Genomic DNA, 21,015 nt, shown 5'->3' with positions numbered 1-21,015 from the left:
AGAACATGAACAATTCCACCCTTTCCATGCCGCGGAGATACTTTGCCGCGGGATCAGCCGGGGTCCTTCTGGCCGCTGGATCCCTGGCGGTGTCCGCGCTCCCGGCCACTGCGGCGGAAACGCCGCAGGCCCTGGCACAAAGCCAGTGGCAGGGCGAGCCGAACGGCACGCTTGGCTTCAGCGTCAGCAGCACGTCCTGCGACATCAATGGTGACGGGGTCCAAGACACCGTCCTGGGCGATTGGGGATGGGACCGTCCCGGCTTCCCCAACACGGGAGCAGCCTATGTTGCCCTCGGCTCGGCCGCCGCAAAGAGCGGCGACGTCGCGGATCCTGATCTTTCCGGGACCATCCGGATTGACGGTCCGTCTGTCACGGTCCCGGGCGGAGCCTGGGTCGGCTGGTCGGTATCCTGCCTCGGAGACGTCAACGGAGACAGCCTGGACGACTTTGTGCTGGGTGCGGGCAGCCGGAACTACCAGCAGGCCACGGTCATTTTCGGGCAGCGGGATTTCACCTCCGTGGACCTTGATTTCCTTGGCGCCCGGGGATTTGTGATTGAAGATCCGGGCGCCGCTGACAGGGTCTCCGGCGACAAGTCAACGGACAACTTCGGCTTTGCCGTGTCCGCGGCCGGCGATGCCGACGGCGACGGACTCGCGGACATTGCCGTCGGAGACATCCTGGCCGACTACAACGACCGGACCAACAGCGGAAGGGTCTGGATCATCAAGGGACAGACCTCCGTGAAAAACGTGGATGTGCAGCGTGACGCCGGCAAGGTGATCCGCACCATCGACGGAGCAGCCGCTCAAGACCGCATGGGCACAGTCAGCCCCGGCGGCGACGTCAACGGCGACGGCCGGGACGATCTCCTGGTTTCCGCATACACCGCCTCCCCCTGGGGAACGGGCGTCGCCTCTTCCGGAGCGGCATACGCGATTTGGGGGTCAGCAGGCGTTGACCTGGCAGCGCTGGGCGGAAACGGCTTTGCCGTCTACGGCCCGGAGCGGGAACGGGACCGCTTAGGTGCATCCGTCGCCGGCATCGGCGACGTCAACGGGGATGGCCTGGCCGACCTGGCCGTGGGCGCCGACGGCGCCTCGCGTGAGGGAGCTCCCCGCAACGGCGGTGTCGCGGTCATCCTGGGCTCCGCGGCGCCCGCACCGGTGATGACGGATCCGGAGTCTGATGGTCCGACCGTCTACACGTGCAGCACCGGGACCGCTGACCTCGGCTGCCCCGCCCGCGACATGCAGGAACGGGGCTACTGGATCGAGGGAGCGGCTGACGACAGCCGCACAGGTGCTTCAGTATCCGGGGTGCCCGATATCAATGCCGACGGTGTTCCCGAGATCCTCATCGGCGCCGCCGGCAGCGGTGACGTCTGGGTCTCCTACGGGATACGAAATGGCGCTGGAACAGTATCGCTGGCTGACCTCACGGCCGAGGACGGTCTGCATCTGGGCACCGCCGGGGGAACCGCAGTCGGCTCGGGAGCGGACCTGAATGCTGACGGCAGTCCAGACGTGGTTTCCGGCGGCGGGAACGCCGTCACCATGTTCCTGCTCGCAGCGGCCGTTGCGGCTCCCGAAACACCGGAGGGCGGCGGCACACCGGGCGACAGCGGCCAGCCCGACGACGGCGGCACGCCTGGCGAGAGCGGCACGCCTGGCGACGGCGGCACACCGGGCGGGAGCAACACGTCCGATTCCGGCGCTGAGGGGGCGTCCGGTCCGGGAACTGCGGGACAGGCGTTAGACACCGCGGATACTGACACCGGCGGCACGCGCCTGGCGGCGACAGGTGCAGGCCAGGCCCTGCCTTACATGGTCGGGGCAGCGCTGGTTCTGCTGGCCGCCGGTGCCTGGCTCGTCATCAGCAGGAGGCGCCGCGCCTAGCAGCGGCAAGACAGACAAAGACCGTCCGGTGGAGCATTCCACCGGACGGTCTTTGTCTGTCTCTCAGCGCCTACAACGTCCGCAAAAGTTACGGTCAGGCCTCGAACAGGGACTCCCCCACGTAGCCCCCCGGCGAAACACCAGGGGGCACGGCAAAGAGCCCGCTGCCTGTGTGGCGCAGGTATTCAGCCATCAGATCCTGCTTGGACATGGCGGACTGTATCGGGACATAGTGCGTCCTCGGATCCACCACGAAGGCGATGAAGGCCTGCCCGGCGTCCAGGCGGCCCAGGCCGTCAGAACCGTCAACGTAGTTGTAGCCCCGGCGCAGCATCCGGACGCCCCCGTTGTTGTCCGGATGGGCCAGCGCCACGTGGGAGAGGGGATCGATCAGCGGGCCCTTCCGTCCGGGCAGTGCAAAGTCAGGTGCTGTGAACTCCGTTCCGCCCGAGAGCGGCGCCCCTTCCCGCTTGGTCCGGCCGGTGACTGCTTCCTGCTCACGCAGGGTGGTGCGGTCCCAGGTCTCGATATGCATCCGGATCCGCCGGAACACCATATAGGTGCCGTTATCCAGCCACGATTCAGATGCCGGGCTGCCGGAAACCCAGAGATGCTCCTGAAGCAGGCTATTGTCCTGTTGCTTCAGGTTGGACGTGCCGTCCTTGAACCCGAAAAGGTTCCGCGGGGTGAGCTGCGCTGTCGAAGTCGAGGCGGTCCGGCCGAAACCGGTCTGGGACCACCGGACCCTCGCACGCCCAAAAGCAATCCGGGCCAGGTTGCGCACGGCGTGGACGGCAACCTGCGGGTCGTCGGCACAGGCCTGGACAACAAGGTCTCCGCCGCTGCGGTTTTCTTCCAGGGCATCGCCGGAAAACAGCGGAAGCTCGATCAGTGCAGCGGGGAGCCGGTCCACGATTCCGTAGCGGTCCACGCCGTCCTTCTCAAAGAGAGTCCGGCCGAAGCCGAACGTCAGCGTGAGGTGCGCTGCGTGGAGGTCCTGCGCTTCACCAGTATCTTCAGGCGGAGCATCGTAGGGACCGTCCGCGGCACCCGTCTCGCCTATCTCCCGGCCGGCAGTCAGCGCTTCGGCTGCGGCGGTCCAGTCCTTGAGCAGGGAAATCAGGGAGGAGCGGGTCGCCGCGGTGACGTCGAACGCGGCGGTATGCATGCGGTCCTGGGCCTCGGTGGTGATCCCGGCCTGATGCGTGCCGTGGAAAGCCACCACATCATCTGCGCTTCGTCCGCCCGGCCGGTCCAGGGCAAAGGCCCCGGCAGCACCGGCCGCCAAACCAAGGCCCCCGGCCCCAGCCGCCGTGAACAGGCCACGGCGGCTGAGGCGTTTACTCCCACTTGCCATTTCGGGACTCATGGGATGCTTCTCCTATTTCACAACCGCTGCGGTCAGCTTCGAGAGGGGCTCGCTCAGGGAATCGACGGCGCTGCTAAGCTCCTGGATCTGCTCGTCGCTCAGCTCCGTGTAGAGCTTGAAACCGTCCCCAACCCGATACTGGTCGAGCAGCTCCTGGAGCGCCTCAAAGTTCTCGGCCAGCGAGGCGTCGAGCTCGCCGTCGTTTTCGGCCAGCAGCGGTTTAAGGTCTTCATACGCAATCCGGGCACCGTCCACGTTGGCCTGGAAGTCCCACAGGTCGGTGTGGGAGAAGAATTCCTCTTCGCCCGTCACCTTGCCGGTGGCGACTTCGTCGAGGAGCTCCTTGGCACCGTTGGCCAGCTTGTCAGCGGTGTAGGTCAGCTCCTGGGTCCGGCTGAACAGTTCCTCGGTGTCCGCGACCATTTTCTCCGCGATATAGGTGCGCTCCTCGGCCGTCATCTTGGTGTAGCCCTCCGGCGCCCACAGGTCCTTCTCGGCACGGTGCCAGCCGGTGAATTCGTCGCCCTCTTCCAGATCCGCTTCACGGGCGTCGAGGATCGGGTCAAGGTCGCCAAAGGACTCGGCCACCGGTTCGATGCGCTCCCAGTGCATACGGACCTGAGGGTACAGAGTCCGCGCCGTCTCTTCCTCGCCGGCGGTAAACGCCGCGGCAAACTCACGGGTGCCTTCGACCAGCTGGGCGGCCTGGTCTTTTACATACGCTGCGTACAGGTTGACGGCGTTTTCCTGCAGCTCGGCCCGGTCGGCACTGATCTCGGCGCCCTCAGGGGCTTCGGTCACGGTAAACGCTGACCGGATGCCGTCTCCCACCATTCCCGGCTTGCACGCGGTGAAGTAGCTGCCTTCAGGTGCCATAACCACCAGGTCGCGCGTGAGGCCCGGCCCGATGTTCTCTACTTCACCGACGATCCGCAGACCGTCTTCAGCCAGCAAATAGAACTCGGTGACTTCACTGCCCTCATTGGTGACATCGAAGCGGATGGTTCCGCCGGGTACCGTGTCCGTTGCCACAGTGCAGGCTTCGGCCGTGCTGGTGACAGCAATTGCGCCGTCGGCGGCTGCGTTGTTATCCGTACACCCGCTCAGGGCGAGGGCAGTGACGGCAAGAAGAACGGCAGGGGCGAGTGTGGGTTTTACCTTCATGGTCTTTCCTTAGGTTGCTTACGACAGCCGGGGTTAGGAAGCCGCTGTCACGGGCCGGGGCGCGTTTGCGTCCCGGCGGGAGCCGCGGCGTCGGACGCTGCGGAAGTAGAACCACATCACCGGGATCACGTAGAGGACCCAGGCGGCTGCTTCGAGCCAGGTGGTGGCGGGCGAGAAGTTGAAGATGCCCTTGAGTACCGCCGCCAGCCAGCCGCCTGGGGAAATGATGTGGGAAACGTCAAAGGCGAGCGAATACAGCCCGGGAAGCACACGGGCTTCCTGCAGGTCATGGATGCCGTAGGCCAGGACGCCGCCGGCGACGATGATCAGGGCTGCTCCGGTCCAGGTGAAGAACCGGCTCAGGTTGATTTTCAGCGCGCCCTTGTGGAGGAGCGCACCCAGGATCACGGCGAGGATGAGTCCGAGGCCCGCACCCAGGATCGGTTCCCAGGTCTGGCCGGTGGCCCGCGCAGCTGACCAGATAAACAGAGCGGTTTCCAGGCCTTCACGGCCGACGGCCAGTGCAGCCACCAGAACCAGGCCCCAGGCCTTCCCGTCCGATGCGCGGTCCACCTGGTTCTGCAAGTCGGTTCCGAGGGTCCGGGAGGCCTTTGCCATCCAGAAAACCATCCATGTGACGAAGCCGACGGCGATAATCGACAGGGTGCCGCCGATGATTTCCTGGGCTTCGAAAGTCAGCCCGCGGGGGCCAAAAGTCAAAAGGGCCCCAAAGCCCAGGGATACTGCCGCAGCGGCTGCGGCGCCGGCGTAAATCCGGGGAATGAGTGCAGTCCGCCCGCTTTTCTTCAGATAGGCGAGGAGGAGTACGACGATAAGGACAGCTTCGAGTCCTTCACGGAGCCCGATGAGGAAGTTGCCAGTCATAAGGTGCCTTGGTCCGGGCCGCGCCCGGGGTCACTTACGGCCGTTGCGCAGGCTGCTAATTACGCAACGAAACCGTGCGCTATTAGAGGTTAGCTTAGGCTAGGCTAAGTTACCGTTTATTTCGTTGCCGCGAGCAAGTACTGCTTACCGGCTTCGCCGCCGCCGCCCAGGCCGGAACCCGGGCATGTTCCAGGGCAGGGTGGCGACGACAATCGCCGCCAGCGTCAGCGCGGTGCCCAGCACCGTGGCCGCCACCACCACTGAGCCAGGCGCCGGGAAAAAGACGTCCAGCAGCAGCGAGCCGATCAGCTGCCCGCCGATGAGTCCCAGGCTGGTCAGCAGGACACCGAGCGTCTTGACCAGCATCGCCCCGACGCCAATAAAGATGCAGCCCAGCGGACCGCCCAGGTAGTACCACCAGGTGTCCGGCAGCGGGTTGCCCGTTCCGGACAGGGCCACCTTGACCAGCCACACGGCCAGCAGGGCGGCGAAGCCAGAGACAAAGTTCAGCAGGGTCGCCGTGACCGGTGAGCCGTAGTGCATGCCGGTGGTACCGTTCATCGCCTGCTGGAAACTCATGGCCATGCCTGCACTGAGCGGCAGCAGAACCGCCAGCAGCCAGTCCCCTGTTCCACCAGTGCCGGAGAGTTTGGGGCTGACGGCCCAGGCGACGGCGGCGATGGTCAAGACGGCTCCCACCACGCGCATGATGGTCAGGGCCTTCTTCCCGCCGGGACCGATCCCCATCCGGTCCACCAGCAGTCCGGTCAGGGTCTGGCCCGCGACCGTCGCCACGGTGAAAACCGCCACCCCCAGGACCGCGATAGTCAGGGTCTGGGTCAGCACGAACCAGGCGCCGATCACGCCGGCCAGGATATAGATCCGCGGAAAGCGCCGTTCCTTCAGGGAAGGCAGGATCTGGGCGAAGCCTGCCCGTCCGCGCGGCAGGATGGCGCTGACCACGATCATCACCGCCAGCCCGACGCCGAAACTGACCAGGGCCGCCGCAAGGGAATCGTCCAGGGCCAGCCCGAGTTCGCCGTTGACCCGCGCCTGGGCCGGGATCGCCATACCGGCGGCGAGCGCCAGGGGAAGACCGACGGCGGCAGGAAGGCGGGCAGGCTGTGGCACCGTTACACAGTACTCCCGGCCGGGCCCGCCGCCGTCAGGACCGCGCCGGTGCGCGGAAGCACCCGGGCGGAAAACGCCGTCGTCCGTTTCCGGCAGAATAGACCCATGAGTTCAACTGATCCCCAGGACCTTCCCATCCGTGACGACATGATCCGCCTTGGCCAGGCGCTGAAGCTTGCCAACCTTGCCGAGGACGGCATCGAGGCCAAGGAACTGATCGAAAACGGACTCGTGAAGGTCAACGGCGAGATCGAAGAGCGCCGCGGCCGCCAGCTTCACGCGGGCGACACCTTGGAGGTCAACGGCCAGGCAGTCCGGATCGCTTCCGCCTCCTAGCGCGATCCCAGCACAGTGTGGGTCAGGAACTCCTTCACGTGTCCCAGTTCCTGCATGTTGATGCTGTGGCCCATGCCGGCGTAGAGCACCTTGGTCAGTTTGGTGTGTCCGTTGAGCCAGCCGTGGGTGTACTCGATCCGCGGTGCGTCGATCACGGGATCGGCCTGGTCCCGGCCCCAGAAGAACGGAACCTTCAGTTCGGCGAGCTCTTCGTCGTGGAAGAATCCGTTGCCTTCGGCCGGGACAACAAAACCTGAAAGCCCGACGACGGCGGCAAACTCCTCAGGCCGGTGCCGCATCAAGGTGCTGGCCACTGCCATGCCCATCGAGAATCCGAGCAGCGTCACACTGCTGTGCGCTCCCTTGATCCCGTCCAGCCAGTCGGAGACATCCTGGACCGCGTTCACCACCCGGTCAACTGAGTAGTCGGGCTCGTGCATCAGCGGGAACCAGGAGAAACCCGGACCGAGCGCCAGCGGTGCGCGCACCGAGGCAATCGTGAACTCCTGCGGCAGGTATTCCGCCAGACCCATCAGGTCTTCTTCATTGGCAAGGTAGCCGTGGAAGAGCACCAGCAGCGGCGTTCCGACGCGTTCCTCCTCGGGCTTGGAAAAGAGGACAACGGGATTCCACGGAGCGTTTTCAGTCATGGCTTTCATTCTGGCATGGCGGGGAAAGGAACCTACGGTCGCGTAGCCGGGCCCGGCCAAGCCATCATGGTCCGGTGAACGAAAATGCTCAGCAGTCCCCCGTATCTTCCGGCCGGCAGACCGGCACCGCTCCGCGGCCCGCCCCGTCCCCTCCGGACCACCCGTTCAGCCGGTACGTGGCACTGGGTGATTCCTTCACTGAGGGAATCGGGGACCCAAGCCCGGAAAGCCCCGGCGGCAACCGCGGCTGGGCGGACCGGCTGGCTGAGGAACTCGCCGTCGGACACGAGGACTTCGCCTACGCCAACCTGGCCGTCCGCGGCCGGCTGCTGAACCAGATCGTCGACGAACAGCTCCAGCCGGCGATCGACCTCAAGCCGGACCTGGTTACCATCTGCGCGGGCGGGAACGACGTCATCCGCCCCGGCGGCGATCCGGACCGTCTGGCCGAGACCATGGACGGCACCATTGCCCGCCTGCGGGAAACCGGCGCAAGGGTGGTGCTCTTTACCGGACCGGACATCGGTGCGACTCCGGTGCTGGGCAGCGTCCGCGGACGGGTGGCCACCTACAACGAGAACCTGAGGACTGTGGCCGGATGGCACGACGCCGTCATTGCGGACATGTGGGCACTGCGCGAGCTGAGCAACCCGCAGATGTGGGCACCGGACCGGCTGCACTTTTCACCGCTTGGACACCAGACCATCGCGGCGATGGTGCTGGAGACGCTCGGGGTGCCGCACACGCTGGAGCCGGCCAAGGTCAAGGATCTGCCCGCCAAGAACTGGCGGACCGCGCGCACGGAAGACCTGGTCTGGGCGCGTGAATACCTGGTGCCGTGGGTGGTCCGCCGGGTACGGGGGCGTTCCTCAGGGGACGGCATTTCACCCAAGCGTCCTGAAGCCGGCCCCTATTTCGGCACACGGATGCCTCCGGGTTCCTCCGAAGCAGCCGGAGCCGGGCCGGTCTAAGGCTCGGTTCTGGGCCGCGGGCCGGGGCGGGAGGGTGCTGGGTCGGGACTGTGCCGCTAAGGCCCGGGCCGTGCCGGACGCGACGCGAAAAGGTAGGCAAGCAGACAGGTCCCCCAGCCCAGGAACAGCGGGTCCCACAGCAGGGCATGCCCCAGCAGGCCCTGCCAGTCAGCTCCCGGGCCCGCCGGAATCCAGCCGGCCAGGACCGCCGCTGCGGCGGCCGCATTGATCCCGCCGTAAACCACCAGGCCGGCGCCTCCTATCCAGCTGAGGACCCGGATCAGGCCGGGGAACGGAAACTGGCCATAGGCTGCCGCCAGCGGTATGACGGCTGCCGCGGCCTTCAGCAACGCCGTCCCGGCGAGCAGCAACGCGGCCCCCAGCGGCGCCTCCTGTGCGGCCTGAACAGCGAACTGTCCTACCGTGGCGAGCAGCCATCGCCCGCCGAGCGCCCAATACAGGCTGAACCCGGCGTGGAACAGGCCGAGGCCGCAGGCAGCCCAGAGGAAGTACCCGCCCCCGCGGGGCCGGGTCCGGGGACGGCGCTGCGAAATGCTGCTGCGCATCCTTTTATGGTGCCAGCCCACCGCGCCGGTGTGGGCGCTTAGGCGAAGAAGTCCTGCTCGAGCACGTCCTTGAGCTGCAGGATGTCCGTCAGGAACCCGTCGTGGCCTATCGGTGCGCTGATCACGTGCACGCTGTTGTTTCCGGGCAGCGCGGCTGCCAGTTCATGGGACTGTTCCGGGAAGTACAGCCGGTCCGAGTCCACGGCCGCCACGAGGAACTGTGCCTGGGTGGCCGCGAGCGCTTCGGCGAGGCTGCCGCGGCCGCGGGCGACGTCGTGGCTCATCAGCGCCTCGGTGAGGATGACGTAGCTGTTGGCGTCGAACCGGTCCGCCAGCTTCCGGCCCTGATGGTCCAGATAGCTCTCCACCTGGTAGCGGCCGCGCTCGGCCGGCAGGGCAGCCCCCAGCGGGTCCTCTCCCGGCTGCGGTGTCCTGCCGAACCGGTACTGCAGTTCCGCCTCTGACCGGTAGGTGATGTGAGCGATCCTGCGAGCCAGCCCGAGTCCGGTGAGCGGAGCGCGTCCGTTGTAGTAGTCCCCGCCGTTGTAATCCGGGTCCAGCCGGATGGCTTCGACCTGCGCCTGGGCGAAGGCAATCTGCTCCCCCGTGCTGGCCGCCGTCGCCGCTATCACCGCGCACCGTGCGACCCGGGCAGGTTCAGTCACGGCCCACTCCAGCGCGCGTGCACCGCCGAGTGATCCGCCCAGCACCGTGTGCCAGCGGCGTATGCCGAGCTGGTCCGCCAGGCGCGCCTCAGCCCGTACCGAGTCCCGGATGGTGACGAAGGGGAAGCGGGATCCCCAGTGCAGTCCGTGGGGGTCAGCCGACGCCGGGCCCGTGGAGCCGTAGCAACCACCGACCATGTTGATGGAGACCACGAAGAAACGGTCGGTATCCACGGTTCGTCCCGGCCCCACGAGACCGTCCCACCAGCCCGGTTCCTCCGTGCTGCCCTGCGCCACGTGGGTACTGCCGGTGAGGGCGTGCGGAATGAGGACGGCGTTGGAGGCGTCACTGTTCAGGCGGCCCCAGGTTTCGTAGCCGAGAACGACGTCGGGCAGGCGCCCTCCGGTCTCGAGTTCGAGTTCACCGATCGAGGCGTACTGCAGCACTCCGTCGAGTGTGTGGACGGGGTGCTGCGCTGTGGCTGGATAGGTTGTCACGCTGTGCTTCATGCTCCCTTGGCGGCGCGGAATCCGGCGTCGAGGTCCGCAATGATGTCATCCACGTGCTCCAACCCGACCGAGAGCCGCACCAGGCCCGGGCTGACCCCTGCCGCTGTCTGGGCCTCCGCCCCCAGCTGGCTGTGGGTGGTCGACGCCGGATGGATCACCAGCGAGCGGACGTCGCCGACGTTCGCCACGTGCGAGTGCAGCTGGAGCGCATCGACGAAGCGCTTGCCGGCTTCGACACCCCCGTCGATTTCAAAGGACACGATCGCACCGGTGCCGCGGGGCCCGTACTTGCGGCCTCGTTCGTACCACGGGCTGGACTTCAGGCCTGCGTACGCGACGGAAAGGACGTCGTCGTGCGTCTCCAGCCATTCCGCGACGGCGACGGCGTTTTGAACGTGCCGCTCCAGCCGGAGGCTGAGCGTTTCCAGACCCTGGCCGATCAGGAAAGCGTTGAACGGTGATACTGCCGAACCGAGGTCCCGCAGCAGCTGGACCCGTGCCTTCAGGATGAAGGCCAGGTTGGCGCCCAGTGCACCGTTGACCCCGAGGTCCCGGGCGTACACCAGGCCGTTGTAGCTCTCATCAGGGCTATTGAAGCCGGGGAACTTTTCCGGATCGGCGGCGAAGTCGAAGTTGCCGGAGTCCACGATCACGCCGGCCATCGCGGTGCCGTGCCCTCCGAGGTACTTGGTGGCGGAGTGCACCACGATGTCCGCTCCCCATTCGATGGGGCGGATGAGGTAAGGGGTGGACAGCGTGTTGTCCACGATGAGGGGAATGCCCGCCTCATGCGCGACGGCGGAAAGTCCCTCCAAGTCCAGGACATCCTGGCGTGGATTGGAGACGACTTCGCCAAAGAATGCCTTGGTGTTGGGCTGCACGGCTTCGCGCCACTGGTCCAGGTTGTCCGGGTCGGCGACGAAGGTGACGTCGATGCCGAACTTCTTCAGGGTGTGCTTGAAGAGGTTGTACGTTCCGCCGTACAGGCTGGGGCTGGCCACGATGTGGTCCCCTGCCTGGGCCAGGTTGAGGATCGCGTAGGTTTCCGCGGCCTGCCCGGAGGCAAGCAGCAGGGCCCCAACGCCGCCTTCCAGGGAAGCGATGCGGTTCTCCACTGCTTCCTGGGTGGGGTTGCCGATCCGGGTGTAGATCGGAGCCAGCTCTGCGAGCGCGAAACGGTTCGCTGCCGCTTCTGCGCTGGGGAAAACGAAGGACGTCGTTTGGTAGATGGGAAGGGCACGGGCGCCGGTGGTGGCGTCGGGCTCCTGTCCTGCATGGATCTGGCGGGTTTCGAATGACCAGTTGGCAGACATGTTGCTCCCTTAATGACCAGGGGCCCCACAGGTACCGATGCCGGAAGAACTCCGGTACCAGACGTGTGGCCCGCGCTTGCCGGGACACCCTTTGTGGTGTCCAGCCAGGTCTTCACCCGGGGCACCCCACCGCGGTTGGAGGGTTGCCGGCCAGCAAGCCGGGGCTATCTGCTGGCACTCATGACCTGTACCAATAGAACCAACGGAGCCGGAGTTGCGCAACCCATATGACGCAGCGTGAATCCGGGAAAATCCGCAGATCCAGATACGTTTTGCGGAGCTAAGGCTTGCCTTGGTCGAGACACAGGTCACAACGTGCCAAGATGTTCGCATGCGCCTGGATCATGTTTCTTACGCCTGCGAATCCGACGGCCTGCTGGCCACCACGGAACGTATTGCTTCTGCCCTTGGAACCGACTTTGTGAAGGGCGGGGTGCATCCCCGCTTTGGCACCCGGAACATGATCATTCCGTTGGCCAACCAGCAGTACCTGGAAGTGGTTGAGGTCCTGAATCACCCCGCTTCCGACAAGGCACCTTTTGGCCAGGCCGTCCGTGCCCGGTCCGAGGCAGGCGGCGGCTGGATGGGCTGGTGCGTCGCCGTGGACGACCTCGCACCTTTCGAGGAACGGCTCGGCCGCTCCGCCGTCCCCGGAAACCGCAAGTTCCCCGACGGGCAGGAACTGACGTGGCAGCAGATCGGCATCAACGGCCTGATCGCCGACCCGCAGGTCCCCTATATGCTCCGCTGGGATGAGGACAAGGCCGACCTCCATCCCTCCCGTGCCTTTGCGGGCACAGTCTCCCTGGATTCCCTTAAGATTGCCGGGTCCGCCCAGCGCGTCACCGAATGGCTCGGCCAGCCGGTGGAGAACCCGCTCGACGGCCTTGGCGTCACCTGGGTCTCCCCCAAGGGAACCCCCGGCATCATGTCTGTGACCTTCGGGACTGAGAAGGGTCTCGTCGAGATCTAGGTTCCGTTGCCTTCGTGGCCGGGGTTCCCCTCTCCTTCGGGCCGGGCCCGTCAGTCTTGGTGAAGGCTGTGGCCGCTGTCCCGGTGCTTAGTTCCCAGCCACCACTTCCCGCGTTCCGGCGATTCGGTGCACTTCGTCCAGGAATCCGGCTGTGCTTCTTCCCTGGGATCCGGTTGCGCTTCGTCCCAGGGATCCGGCTAGCCCGCCCACACTGCGCGCCTTGCCGCCTTGCCACCGTGCTCAGTGCCGGCGTTCCGCTGCACTCCGGCGTTCCGCTGCACTCCGGGGTTTTGCTGCACTCCGCGGTTTTGCTGCACTCAGTCCTCCGAAACGCTGCACAAAGGGAAAACACTGCATTCTGTGACCCGGTTTTGCTGCGTTCCGGAACTTTCTAGACCTCCTGGGAAAATACTGCGCGGCGCCATGACCGGATTTTCCCTTAGCGGATTATTCCGCCCTTAACGCAGTTTTTCCGACAAGGACCGCCCGCTGCAAGGGCCTGACCTTGTCCACAGATTCGTTGCTGCACCCCGTGTTTGACCCCGCAGCATTCCACGCTGGATCCATGAGCGCAGACCTGCTTTTCTCCGTCGATGCCGATCGTGACGGGCCCGGACGTCGTTCCCTCGCACTGCGGTGCACAAGGGGAGAGCTGGTCCGGGTCAGACCCGGCGTCTATCTGGATGGACAGTCCTGGGCCGGGCTTCGCCCCTGGGAGCGCGAGCGCTTAAGACTCGCGGCGGCCGTAGAATCCGGAAGGACCCGACGGGTCCTCATCCAGCAGTCGGCGGCCGCGATCTGGGGAATTCCGACGATCGGAACGGCGCGTGAGGTCATGCTGCTCGCGTTGTCTCCCGTCAACGGACACAGCCACGGTGACCTCCGCTGGGCTCGGAGACGCCTGCTGGAACCGCTGGCTACGGTCGACGGACTGCCCGTCACATCCAGGGCCCAAACCGTTCTGGACATGGCTGCGTACCTGCCCTTCGAGCAATCAGTTCCGGCAATGGACCACGCCATCCGCCCCGACCGGCGGCGAGGACTCCCGGCGCTGGAGAAAAACACCCTGCAGGACTTGGCACAGGGCCTGCCTACACAGGCCAAGCGTGCGAGAGCGATCCGGGTCATCACGTTCGCAGATGAGAGGTCTGAATCTCCCGGCGAATCCTATTCCCGCGCCATCATCCACCGCAGCGGCTTCCCCGGAACTTCAGAAGAGTTTCAATTCTCCTGGCGGGCGCCTGCTTGGACGCACGGATTTCTTTTGGAAGCAGCAGGAACTCGTTGGCGAATTCGACGGCACGGTGAAGTACGGAAAGACTCAGACGGACGGCCGGGCCCAGCCCGAACATGCCCTGCTGCAGGAAAAACGCCGCGAGGACGCAATCCGGGCAACAGGCGTAGGGTTTCTCCGCTGGAGCTGGTCTGAGCTGTTCAAACCCTCGGGCGACCCGGACGGCCTGGTGCAGGCATTACTCCGGGCAGGCCTTCCACAACAGCGCTCACGCGCCTAACGCGGAACAGGCACGCCCTAGACCCAGGACCCGGAGCCCGCGGCCCGCAGCCCGGAAACCGGCAGCAGACTCCGCAGGTTACCCCGCAGACACCCTCAGCTTCACAAACCCGACCCGGCAGCCAGAAGCGCAGCATTGATTTTCCGGACGGCGGCGGCGTCGACCTTCAGGATGCGGCGGTCGTAGGTGAGCAGGCCGTTGACCTCATCCTCGACGTCGGTGAGCTGGGTGTAGACGCTCGCAGCGAGGCCTTGGCTGACGGCCGGAAGGATCTGGGTCCGGTGCAGGTCGGAGTAGGCATGGTCGAGTTCCTGGGACGTGTTGAGTGCCTTGCCATAGCCGAAGACCTTGCTGTTCCAGGTGTGCCCGTCCAGCGGGAGGCTGAAGCCGCCGTACTCGGAAAGCACGATCGCCCGGGGATCGCGCTGCCAGCGCTTCCGGATGTGGAACGGCACGGCATAGACATGGAGGCTCTTGGTGTCTCCCGCGCCCTGGTCATGCCAGCCGCTGGCGTGGTCGATGCCGCGGGTCGGGTCCAGTGCGCGCAGCTCGGCGGCGATGTCAGCGGCGTCGAACTGGCCCCAGCCTTCATTGAACGGGACCCAGAGCGCGATGCAGGGCACGCTGCGCAGCAGGTCAACCGTCTCCCGCATTTCCTGCCGGAACGATTCGCGCCCCGCGGCGTCGCTGCGGCCGAACTTCGCATACCGCCGGTCGCTCCGGCTCCCCCGCCCAGGCAGCGAAACCCATTCCTGCGCCCTGCCGTCGCCTTCCCCGCCGTTGACCAGGTCCTGCCAGACGAGCATCCCCAGGCGGTCGCAGTGGTGGTACCAGCGCAGCGGTTCGATCTTGATGTGCTTGCGCAGCATGGTGAAGCCCAGGTCCTTGGCCGTCTGGATGTCGTGGACCATGGCCGCGTCCGACGGAGCCGTGTACAGACCGTCGGGCCAGTACCCCTGGTCCAGCAGCCCCGCGTGGAAGTACGGCCTGCCGTTGAGCAGCAGTCGCTGGTGCCCGTCCGGGCCGGCTCCGCGGCCAAAGGTGCGCAGGCCGAAGTAACTCTCGACGGCGTCGTCTCCCAGGGTCACGCCCACCGAATAAAGGAACGGATCTTCAGGGCTCCAGAGCCTCGGCTCCGGGATCGCCAGCCGAAGCGGCTCTCCGGGAGCGGCAGACCCCCGGGCCACCTCCCTGCCTTCGGCTGTCACGGTAATCTCCGCGCTGTGACCGACGTACGAACCGCCGGCCCCGGGACCGCCGGCCAGCACTGTCAACTCCGCCCCGTCCAGGGTAGCCAGCGGTGTGATGACGACGTCCTGAATCCACCGGGCCGGAACGGTCTCCAGCCAGACCGTCTGCCAGATTCCGGACTGGGCGGTGTACCAGATCCCGCCCCGTTCGAGTTTCTGCTTGCCGCGGGAAGCGCCGTTGGTATCCGAGGCGTCGAGCACACGGACCACGACCTCCTGCTCCGTTCCTCCGGGAAGCAGGCAGTCGGTGATGTCGAGGGTGAACGGCAAGTAGCCGCCCTCGTGCCCGCCGGCGTCGCACCCGTTGACCGTCACTGTGCAGGACTGGTCCACGGCGCCGAAATGCAGCAGCACACGCTCACCGTCCCCGGGCTGCGGCAGGGTGAAGGTGCGGCGGTACCAGAGGACCTGGCCGGGCTGCAGTTGGCGGCCGACGCCGGAAAGCGGCGCTTCCGGCGAAAAAGGCACCACGATTTTCCCGTCCCACGCGGCGGGCTGCTCCCCCGCTGCGGAAGAGTCCGCAAAACTCTCAGGCGTCAACGCGTAGTCCCAGCGGCCGTTGAGGTTGATCCAGTTGTTCCGCACCAGCTGGGGACGGGGATACTCGGGCAGGACATTCTCAGGATCCAGGGCTTCGCCCCAGACGGTACTCAATGCCATACGGCGCTAATCTCCAATTCCAATGGCAGAACCGAACAGGGCAAAGCCCACGAATCCGGCTATATCAATAAGGGCATGTGCAATCACGAGCGGCATCACGCGCTTGGTCTTGTAGTAGGCGTACCCAAACAGCAGCCCCATGAGGAAGTTTCCGATTCCCGGACCAATTCCCTGGTAGAGGTGGTAGCTGGCACGGATGAGCGCACTGGTGAGGATCATCGCCGGAACCGACCAGCCCAGCGCCCGGAGCCGGGTGAACAAGTAGCCGACCACAATGACCTCTTCCAGGACGGCGTGCCGCATGGCGGAAAGGATCAGCACAGGCAGGGTCCACCAATAGGTGTCCAGGGCCGCCGGCACCAGGGCCGTGGTGATGCCCAGTGCCCGCCCCGCGGCGTAGACGCCCAGCGTCCCGGCACCGATAACCGCGGCCAGCACGAAACCAAGGGCGAAGTCGCGCAGCGGCCGTGCAAAGGTAAATCCGATGCGCCTGAACGCCGAACGTCCCGGCTCGGTCAGCAGGAAGAGCACCAGGGCCACGGGCACCAGTGAGAAGAAAATGCCCAGCAGCTGGTACACCAGGTCAAAGACAGGGTTGGGAGCCAGGGACTGGTTCAAGGTTGTCGTCTGCCCTGCCAGGGGCGCCTGTGTCATCTTGTCGGCCAGGCGGACTATCGCGTAAACACCGGACTGGCCCAGGGACAATCCCAGGACAATTAATATCTCTGCGGCAATCCGCCGCCGCGCCCGTGGTTCCAGGACAGGGGCCGAGACGGGAACAGGGGCGCTCATGTGCCTATTCTGCCTGATGCCGGATCGCGCCGGCAGACAGAATGCTTGCGAACGGCACGGAAATGCATTTCACTGATTGAAATGTCTATGCCACGCAGTGGCAATCGTCTTTCGCGAGCGGGGTTTTGTGGTTATTCAGGAAAGCACGGCAGTCATCGTCGAACTCGGCACCGGCGCACTGGAACCGGCCGAAATCGTGGCGGTTGCCAGGGAAGGGGCACAAGTCAGGCTCGCCCGCGGGGCTGTAGGGGCCATGGATGCCTCACGCACCGTGATCGAAGCACTAGCAGCGGATGTCCGGCCGCACTACGGCGTCTCAACGGGTTTCGGAGCCCTGGCGACCAAGCAGATCCTCCCGGAGCAGCGGACGGCACTGCAGCGCTCCCTGATCCGCAGCCACGCAGCCTCCACCGGCGCGGAAGTGGACCGCGAAGTGGTCCGCGCACTGATGCTCAACCGGCTCTCCACCCTGGCTACCGGGCGCACAGGAGTACGGACCGCCGTCGCCGAAGCCTACGCCGCCCTGCTGAACGCCGGCATCACACCGGTCATCGGGGAATACGGTTCGCTGGGCTGCTCGGGAGACCTGGCGCCGTTGTCCCACTGCGCGCTGGCCCTCATGGGCGAGGGCATGGTGCGTGACGCCGCCGGAACGGCCATGGGTGCGGGCGAGGCATTGGCTGCGGCGGGGCTGGAACCTCTGGAGCTTCATGAGAAGGAAGGATTGGCGCTCATCAACGGCACCGACGGGATGCTGGGAATGCTGACCCTGGCGATCGCCGACCTTCACCGCCTGCTGACCACGGCAGACCTGGCGGCGGCCATGAGCGTGGAAGGGCTGCTGGGTACCGATGCCGTGTTCGCCGCCGACCTGCAGGCCCTCCGGCCACAGCCGGGGCAGTCCGAGTCCGCAGCGAATATCCGGAATGTCCTGGCGGGATCTGCCTTGATCCGGGAGCAGAAGAGCGGGGCATTCACCCGCGTCCAGGATGCCTACTCGCTGCGCTGCGCACCGCAGGTACACGGTGCCGCGCGCTCCACTCTCTCGCACGCTGAACACGTCGCCTCCTGTGAACGTGCTTCCGCGATCGACAACCCGGTGGTCACCGTCGACGGACGGGTTGAGTCCAACGGAAACTTCCACGGAGCCCCGGTGGGGTATGTGCTGGATTTCCTCGCCATTGCCACAGCGGACGTGGCCTCCATGAGCGAACGGCGCACAGACCGCTTCCTGGACCGCAACCGGAGCCATGGGCTGAATGCCTTCCTCGCGGCTGACCCCGGCGTCGATTCCGGCCACATGATCGCCCAGTACACCCAGGCCGGTATCGTGTCGGAGCTCAAGCGCCTCGCCGTACCGGCCTCCGTGGATTCAATTCCGTCCTCGGCGATGCAGGAGGACCATGTCTCGATGGGCTGGGCGGCAGGGCTGAAGCTGAGGCGGGCTCTGGACGGTCTGGCGCGGGTCCTGGCGATCGAACTGCTCACCTCTGCACGGGCTCTGGATATGCGCGACGGCGGCATCGGCACCTCCAAAAGCGCTCCGGTGTCGACCGAGGTCCGCCGCACCATCCGCGAGGTAGTCCCGGCACCGGGTCCGGACCGTTACCTCGCCCCGGAGATCGAAGCGGCCTACCAGCTTGTCTCCAGCGGGAGGCTGCTGGACGCCGCGAACGGTGTGCTTGCCAAGCCGCTGAACTAGGCTTCGGGGCATGGATTCGCCGAATAGCCCCGCCGCTGCCGGGGACCACGTCCGCCTCACGGCCGTTGTGCGCGGCATGGTGCAGGGAGTTGGTTTTCGCTACCGGGTCATGCGCCAGGCACTAAAGCTCGGCCTGGCGGGAACAGTCATCAACCAGGCGGACGGATCCGTGGTGATAACCGCGGAAGGGCTGCCGTCGGCGCTGGACGGACTCATGGAATGGGTACGGTCACCCGCGGCGCCCGGTGCCGTGGAGGACGTGGATGAGCAGCATTCCCGTGCCACGGGCGAGTTCAACGGGTTCGACGCCGGCTAGAACCCGGCGATTAGAACCAGCCGGTTAGAACCAGCCGGATAAGACCAGGCAGGACTCACACGGCAGCACCGCGCGTCTCGGGAAAGTTTCCAGGCATGAAAAACGCCGGCAGACTTGGGGTTGGTTGGGGGGAACACAACCCTAGTCTGCCGGCGCCGGATAGTTCACTACGCTATCCATTCATCACTCGCACCCTTATGAGGTATTAACTACGTTAGGACACGGGTCTGGAAAGCTCCTGTCAGCAAGCTGGCAACTCCCTGAGAGTGCGGTTCCGGATCTCAGGCGGCCTTCTTGAGACCGGTTCCACCGCTGGCAGCATTCCGCGCCGCAGCCTTTGCCGCGGTCGAGGACTTGGACTTTTTCTTGGCCGGGGCTTTCTTGTTCACCGGGGATTTCACGCTGGACTGCTTGGGCTGGGACCCGGCGTTCTTCGCCTGCGGAGCCGCCCTGCTCTGCAGTTCAGTCTCCTTCGTAGTCGCGGCCGTGGCCACGGCGTCCCGGGAGGCGGCTGCGGGCAGCACCGACGACGGGAGCCGCTGGGCGCGGGACGGCGCCAGCGCATCAAGGAGTTCCTCCGTTGCCGAGCGTGTGGCGTCGAGGAAAACCGCGGCCGCGGAGTCCTCCGGTACACTCTCGCTGCGCCGCACTGCTGAGCGCTTGAGCAGCCGGTAAAGGGCCGACACCACTACCAGGATGGCGATTCCGGTGCCGTACATCAGGCTCAGGGACAGCGCCAGGGATGTCGTGCCGCCGGAGAAGGATCCGTACCCTGCAATCGCCAGGATCAACCAGGCTGTACTCACCGCCGTCAGGACGGTACGGGCTTTGACGTAGAAGGGACGCTGCTGCACGCCGGCGAGCTGCGGCGGCAAGATATCTGGCACTGACGAGACCTCTCAAAAACGCAATCGCAGGCAAAAAAGTGGAAGTTTGGCCGGAGCCGGCCTGCACTACAACTCTAGGGACAGCGGTGGGTGCGCTTGACCATTCACACGCCTTTTGGCCGATTCGTTACCGGCCGCAGATGAGATGTTGGTCACAGTCCCGAACGGGCCGGTGAGAGGTCCTCGGCAACGTCCACAACAAGGTGCCGGCCAAGGATCTGGGCAGCCGCCATTTCGGCTATTCCAGACGAGGTTTGGAAGCCGTAGCCGCCCTGCCCTGCGAGCCAGAAGAACCCCGGAACGGCGTCGTCGAACCCCACCACCGGCAGGCCGTCCGGCGCTTCCGTCCGCAGCCCGGTCCACGCGCGGATGATGTTCCCGAGGCCCAGCGATGTCTCGGAATTGACGAGGGCGATAAGTGCCGCGATGTCCTCCGGCAGATGCCGGGCGTCCTCTGCCGGACTGGGCACGCTCTCCGACGGGGAGATCAGCACGCCCTCCAGATCCGGCCGGTAATAGAAGGTATCGGCTGCGCTGGCGACCATGGGACCGTTCGCCGCGGGAGGGTTGGCAGCTTCCACGATGCCCGCGGTCCGCCGCAGTGGCTGCAGCCCGCGCTCCCGGGCACCAAAGAGGGCGGCGACAGCGTCGGCCCAGGCTCCGGCAGCGTTCACGACCACGGAGGCCCGGAACACTTCTCCTCCCGCGGACACGAGCCATTGGCCGTCTGCGGTACGCTCCGCACGGTCCACCCGCCGCCCCGTCAGCACCTTCCCGCCGGCAGCTTCGATCCGGCGCCGGTGCCAGCCGAGCAGGATATCCGTGTTGCAGGAGACAGAGGTGGTGTCCAGGCCCGCGGATTCGAAGGCACCGGGCAACAGCTCCGGTGCGAGTCCCACGGCCTCGGCCACGGTGATCGGATGCATGTGCCCGCTGGCCCGGTCGCGGACGTCCTCTTCAGTGCCCACGAGCATAAAGCTGCGCGGGGCAAGGATCGGCTGAGGCAGGCTTGCTTCGAGTTCCCTGATCAGTGCCAGGGTCCGAATCGTGAGGTCCTGGACGGCCGGCGGTCCGTAGCTCGGGATTAGCTGGCGGGCGGACCGGGAGGACGTGTGATAGGCCAGCACGCTCTCCGCTTCAAGAAGTACGACGGCGGTGTCCCCGGCAAGCTTCGAAGCCAGCGACAGGCCGGCGATACCTCCGCCAATCACCAGGACGGGGGCGTCGGTCTGGGCGTCATTCACCGGGCACCACCGTCAGGATCGTGGCGTCGTCGGCCTTCTCGCCGGTGTCGGACTGCTGCTCGCGCAGGTCCAGCAGAAGCTTCTGGGCGCCAAGGGGCGTGGACGCCGCACGCAGGAAACCGCACGGTCCGTCCACCAGGCCCACGTCGCCGGCGCGCCAGGGCCCCGCGGGGGGCCGCCCCCCACCGGCAGGGCGCGGGAGCCCGGCCACGGGGG

At 66.0% G+C, this 21,015-nt stretch carries 20 protein-coding genes and 1 riboswitch; of the genes, 7 read left to right on the top strand and 13 right to left on the bottom strand.

The features are described 5' to 3' along the window. Positions 1-5 precede the first annotated feature (5 nt). On the top strand, positions 6-1,901 hold the full coding sequence (locus tag TVB01_RS00100) for an integrin alpha (RefSeq protein ID WP_422453137.1): 1,896 nt from the start codon (positions 6-8) through the stop codon (positions 1,899-1,901). 94 nt (positions 1,902-1,995) lie between these two features. Here the strand turns inward: TVB01_RS00100 and efeB are convergent, their stop codons facing one another. The 4 genes from efeB to TVB01_RS00080 all read right to left on the bottom strand — a co-directional run bounded on the left by efeB (position 1,996) and on the right by TVB01_RS00080 (position 6,450). Further along, a complete protein-coding gene (gene efeB / locus TVB01_RS00095) occupies positions 1,996-3,270 on the bottom strand; it encodes an iron uptake transporter deferrochelatase/peroxidase subunit (RefSeq protein ID WP_422453135.1) in 1,275 nt (424 codons plus the stop codon). Positions 3,271-3,282: 12 nt separating this feature from the next. After that, a complete protein-coding gene (gene efeO, locus TVB01_RS00090) occupies positions 3,283-4,434 on the bottom strand; it encodes an iron uptake system protein EfeO (RefSeq protein ID WP_422453133.1) in 1,152 nt (383 codons plus the stop codon). Between the two features lie 33 nt (positions 4,435-4,467). Continuing rightward, the gene (efeU, locus tag TVB01_RS00085; RefSeq protein ID WP_422453132.1) at positions 4,468-5,319 is read right to left on the bottom strand and encodes an iron uptake transporter permease EfeU; all 852 of its coding nucleotides are present in this window, start codon (positions 5,317-5,319) and stop codon (positions 4,468-4,470) included. 144 nt (positions 5,320-5,463) lie between these two features. Next, positions 5,464-6,450 (bottom strand): DMT family transporter, encoded by a 987-nt coding sequence (locus TVB01_RS00080; protein WP_422453130.1) that lies wholly within the window; start codon positions 6,448-6,450, stop codon positions 5,464-5,466. A gap of 105 nt (positions 6,451-6,555) precedes the next feature. Here TVB01_RS00080 and TVB01_RS00075 point away from each other — a divergent pair, with 105 nt between their 5' ends. Further along, on the top strand, positions 6,556-6,786 hold the full coding sequence (locus tag TVB01_RS00075; RefSeq protein ID WP_227894878.1) for an RNA-binding S4 domain-containing protein: 231 nt from the start codon (positions 6,556-6,558) through the stop codon (positions 6,784-6,786). Here the strand turns inward: TVB01_RS00075 and TVB01_RS00070 are convergent. After that, positions 6,783-7,436: an alpha/beta hydrolase gene (locus TVB01_RS00070; protein WP_422453128.1), complete on the bottom strand. Its 654-nt coding sequence runs from the start codon at positions 7,434-7,436 to the stop codon at positions 6,783-6,785. The genes TVB01_RS00075 and TVB01_RS00070 overlap by 4 nt on opposite strands. A gap of 176 nt (positions 7,437-7,612) precedes the next feature. On the opposite strand from TVB01_RS00070, the gene TVB01_RS00065 reads away from it, so the two are divergent. Further along, positions 7,613-8,407: an SGNH/GDSL hydrolase family protein gene (locus TVB01_RS00065; protein WP_422453378.1), complete on the top strand. Its 795-nt coding sequence runs from the start codon at positions 7,613-7,615 to the stop codon at positions 8,405-8,407. Between the two features lie 56 nt (positions 8,408-8,463). Here TVB01_RS00065 and TVB01_RS00060 read toward each other — a convergent pair whose 3' ends face one another. From TVB01_RS00060 to TVB01_RS00050, 3 genes are read right to left on the bottom strand one after another with little or no spacing between them, the layout of a single operon-like run. Beyond that, the gene (locus TVB01_RS00060) at positions 8,464-8,973 is read right to left on the bottom strand and encodes a DUF3995 domain-containing protein (RefSeq protein ID WP_422453126.1); all 510 of its coding nucleotides are present in this window, start codon (positions 8,971-8,973) and stop codon (positions 8,464-8,466) included. 38 nt (positions 8,974-9,011) lie between these two features. After that, complete coding sequence (gene metX / locus TVB01_RS00055) at positions 9,012-10,148, bottom strand: homoserine O-acetyltransferase MetX (RefSeq protein ID WP_422453125.1); 1,137 nt, start codon at positions 10,146-10,148, stop codon at positions 9,012-9,014. Continuing rightward, positions 10,145-11,461: a bifunctional o-acetylhomoserine/o-acetylserine sulfhydrylase gene (locus TVB01_RS00050; RefSeq protein WP_422453123.1), complete on the bottom strand. Its 1,317-nt coding sequence runs from the start codon at positions 11,459-11,461 to the stop codon at positions 10,145-10,147. Before TVB01_RS00050 ends, metX begins: the two co-directional genes overlap by 4 nt. 67 nt (positions 11,462-11,528) lie before the next feature. After that, a riboswitch (SAM riboswitch) is annotated at positions 11,529-11,647 on the bottom strand. A 145-nt stretch (positions 11,648-11,792) separates the two neighbouring features. Here TVB01_RS00050 and TVB01_RS00045 point away from each other — a divergent pair. Both TVB01_RS00045 and TVB01_RS00040 read left to right on the top strand, forming a co-directional pair. After that, positions 11,793-12,434 (top strand): VOC family protein, encoded by a 642-nt coding sequence (locus TVB01_RS00045; protein WP_422453121.1) that lies wholly within the window; start codon positions 11,793-11,795, stop codon positions 12,432-12,434. 1,139 nt (positions 12,435-13,573) lie between these two features. Continuing rightward, positions 13,574-13,948, top strand: coding sequence for a hypothetical protein (locus TVB01_RS00040; protein WP_422453119.1), 375 nt, complete (start codon positions 13,574-13,576; stop codon positions 13,946-13,948). Between the two features lie 101 nt (positions 13,949-14,049). Here the strand turns inward: TVB01_RS00040 and TVB01_RS00035 are convergent, their stop codons facing one another. Beyond that, on the bottom strand, positions 14,050-15,858 hold the full coding sequence (locus TVB01_RS00035) for a glycoside hydrolase family 2 protein (protein WP_422453117.1): 1,809 nt from the start codon (positions 15,856-15,858) through the stop codon (positions 14,050-14,052). A 6-nt stretch (positions 15,859-15,864) separates the two neighbouring features. After that, on the bottom strand, positions 15,865-16,650 hold the full coding sequence (locus TVB01_RS00030; RefSeq protein WP_422453115.1) for a CPBP family intramembrane glutamic endopeptidase: 786 nt from the start codon (positions 16,648-16,650) through the stop codon (positions 15,865-15,867). Between the two features lie 103 nt (positions 16,651-16,753). On the opposite strand from TVB01_RS00030, the gene hutH reads away from it, so the two are divergent. Then, positions 16,754-18,352, top strand: a complete 1,599-nt coding sequence (gene hutH, locus TVB01_RS00025) for a histidine ammonia-lyase (RefSeq protein WP_422453377.1) — start codon at positions 16,754-16,756, stop codon at positions 18,350-18,352. Positions 18,353-18,362: 10 nt separating this feature from the next. Then, on the top strand, positions 18,363-18,668 hold the full coding sequence (locus TVB01_RS00020) for an acylphosphatase (protein ID WP_422453114.1): 306 nt from the start codon (positions 18,363-18,365) through the stop codon (positions 18,666-18,668). Positions 18,669-18,949: 281 nt separating this feature from the next. On the opposite strand, the gene TVB01_RS00015 is transcribed toward TVB01_RS00020, so the two are convergent. The 3 genes from TVB01_RS00015 to TVB01_RS00005 all read right to left on the bottom strand — a co-directional run. Next, entirely contained in the window at positions 18,950-19,555 is a 606-nt protein-coding gene (locus tag TVB01_RS00015; RefSeq protein WP_422453112.1) for a hypothetical protein, read from the bottom strand. Positions 19,556-19,707: 152 nt separating this feature from the next. Next, positions 19,708-20,799, bottom strand: a complete 1,092-nt coding sequence (locus TVB01_RS00010) for an NAD(P)/FAD-dependent oxidoreductase (RefSeq protein ID WP_422453110.1) — start codon at positions 20,797-20,799, stop codon at positions 19,708-19,710. Next, a partial coding sequence (locus tag TVB01_RS00005; protein ID WP_422453108.1) for a hypothetical protein occupies positions 20,792-21,015 on the bottom strand: 224 nt, incomplete at its 5' end. The genes TVB01_RS00010 and TVB01_RS00005, both read right to left, overlap by 8 nt.

Source organism: Arthrobacter sp. 7Tela_A1 (assembly GCF_049311065.1).
In the GTDB taxonomy this organism is placed as follows: domain Bacteria; phylum Actinomycetota; class Actinomycetes; order Actinomycetales; family Micrococcaceae; genus Arthrobacter_B.
This window is presented reverse-complemented; position numbering and strand designations above follow the sequence as displayed.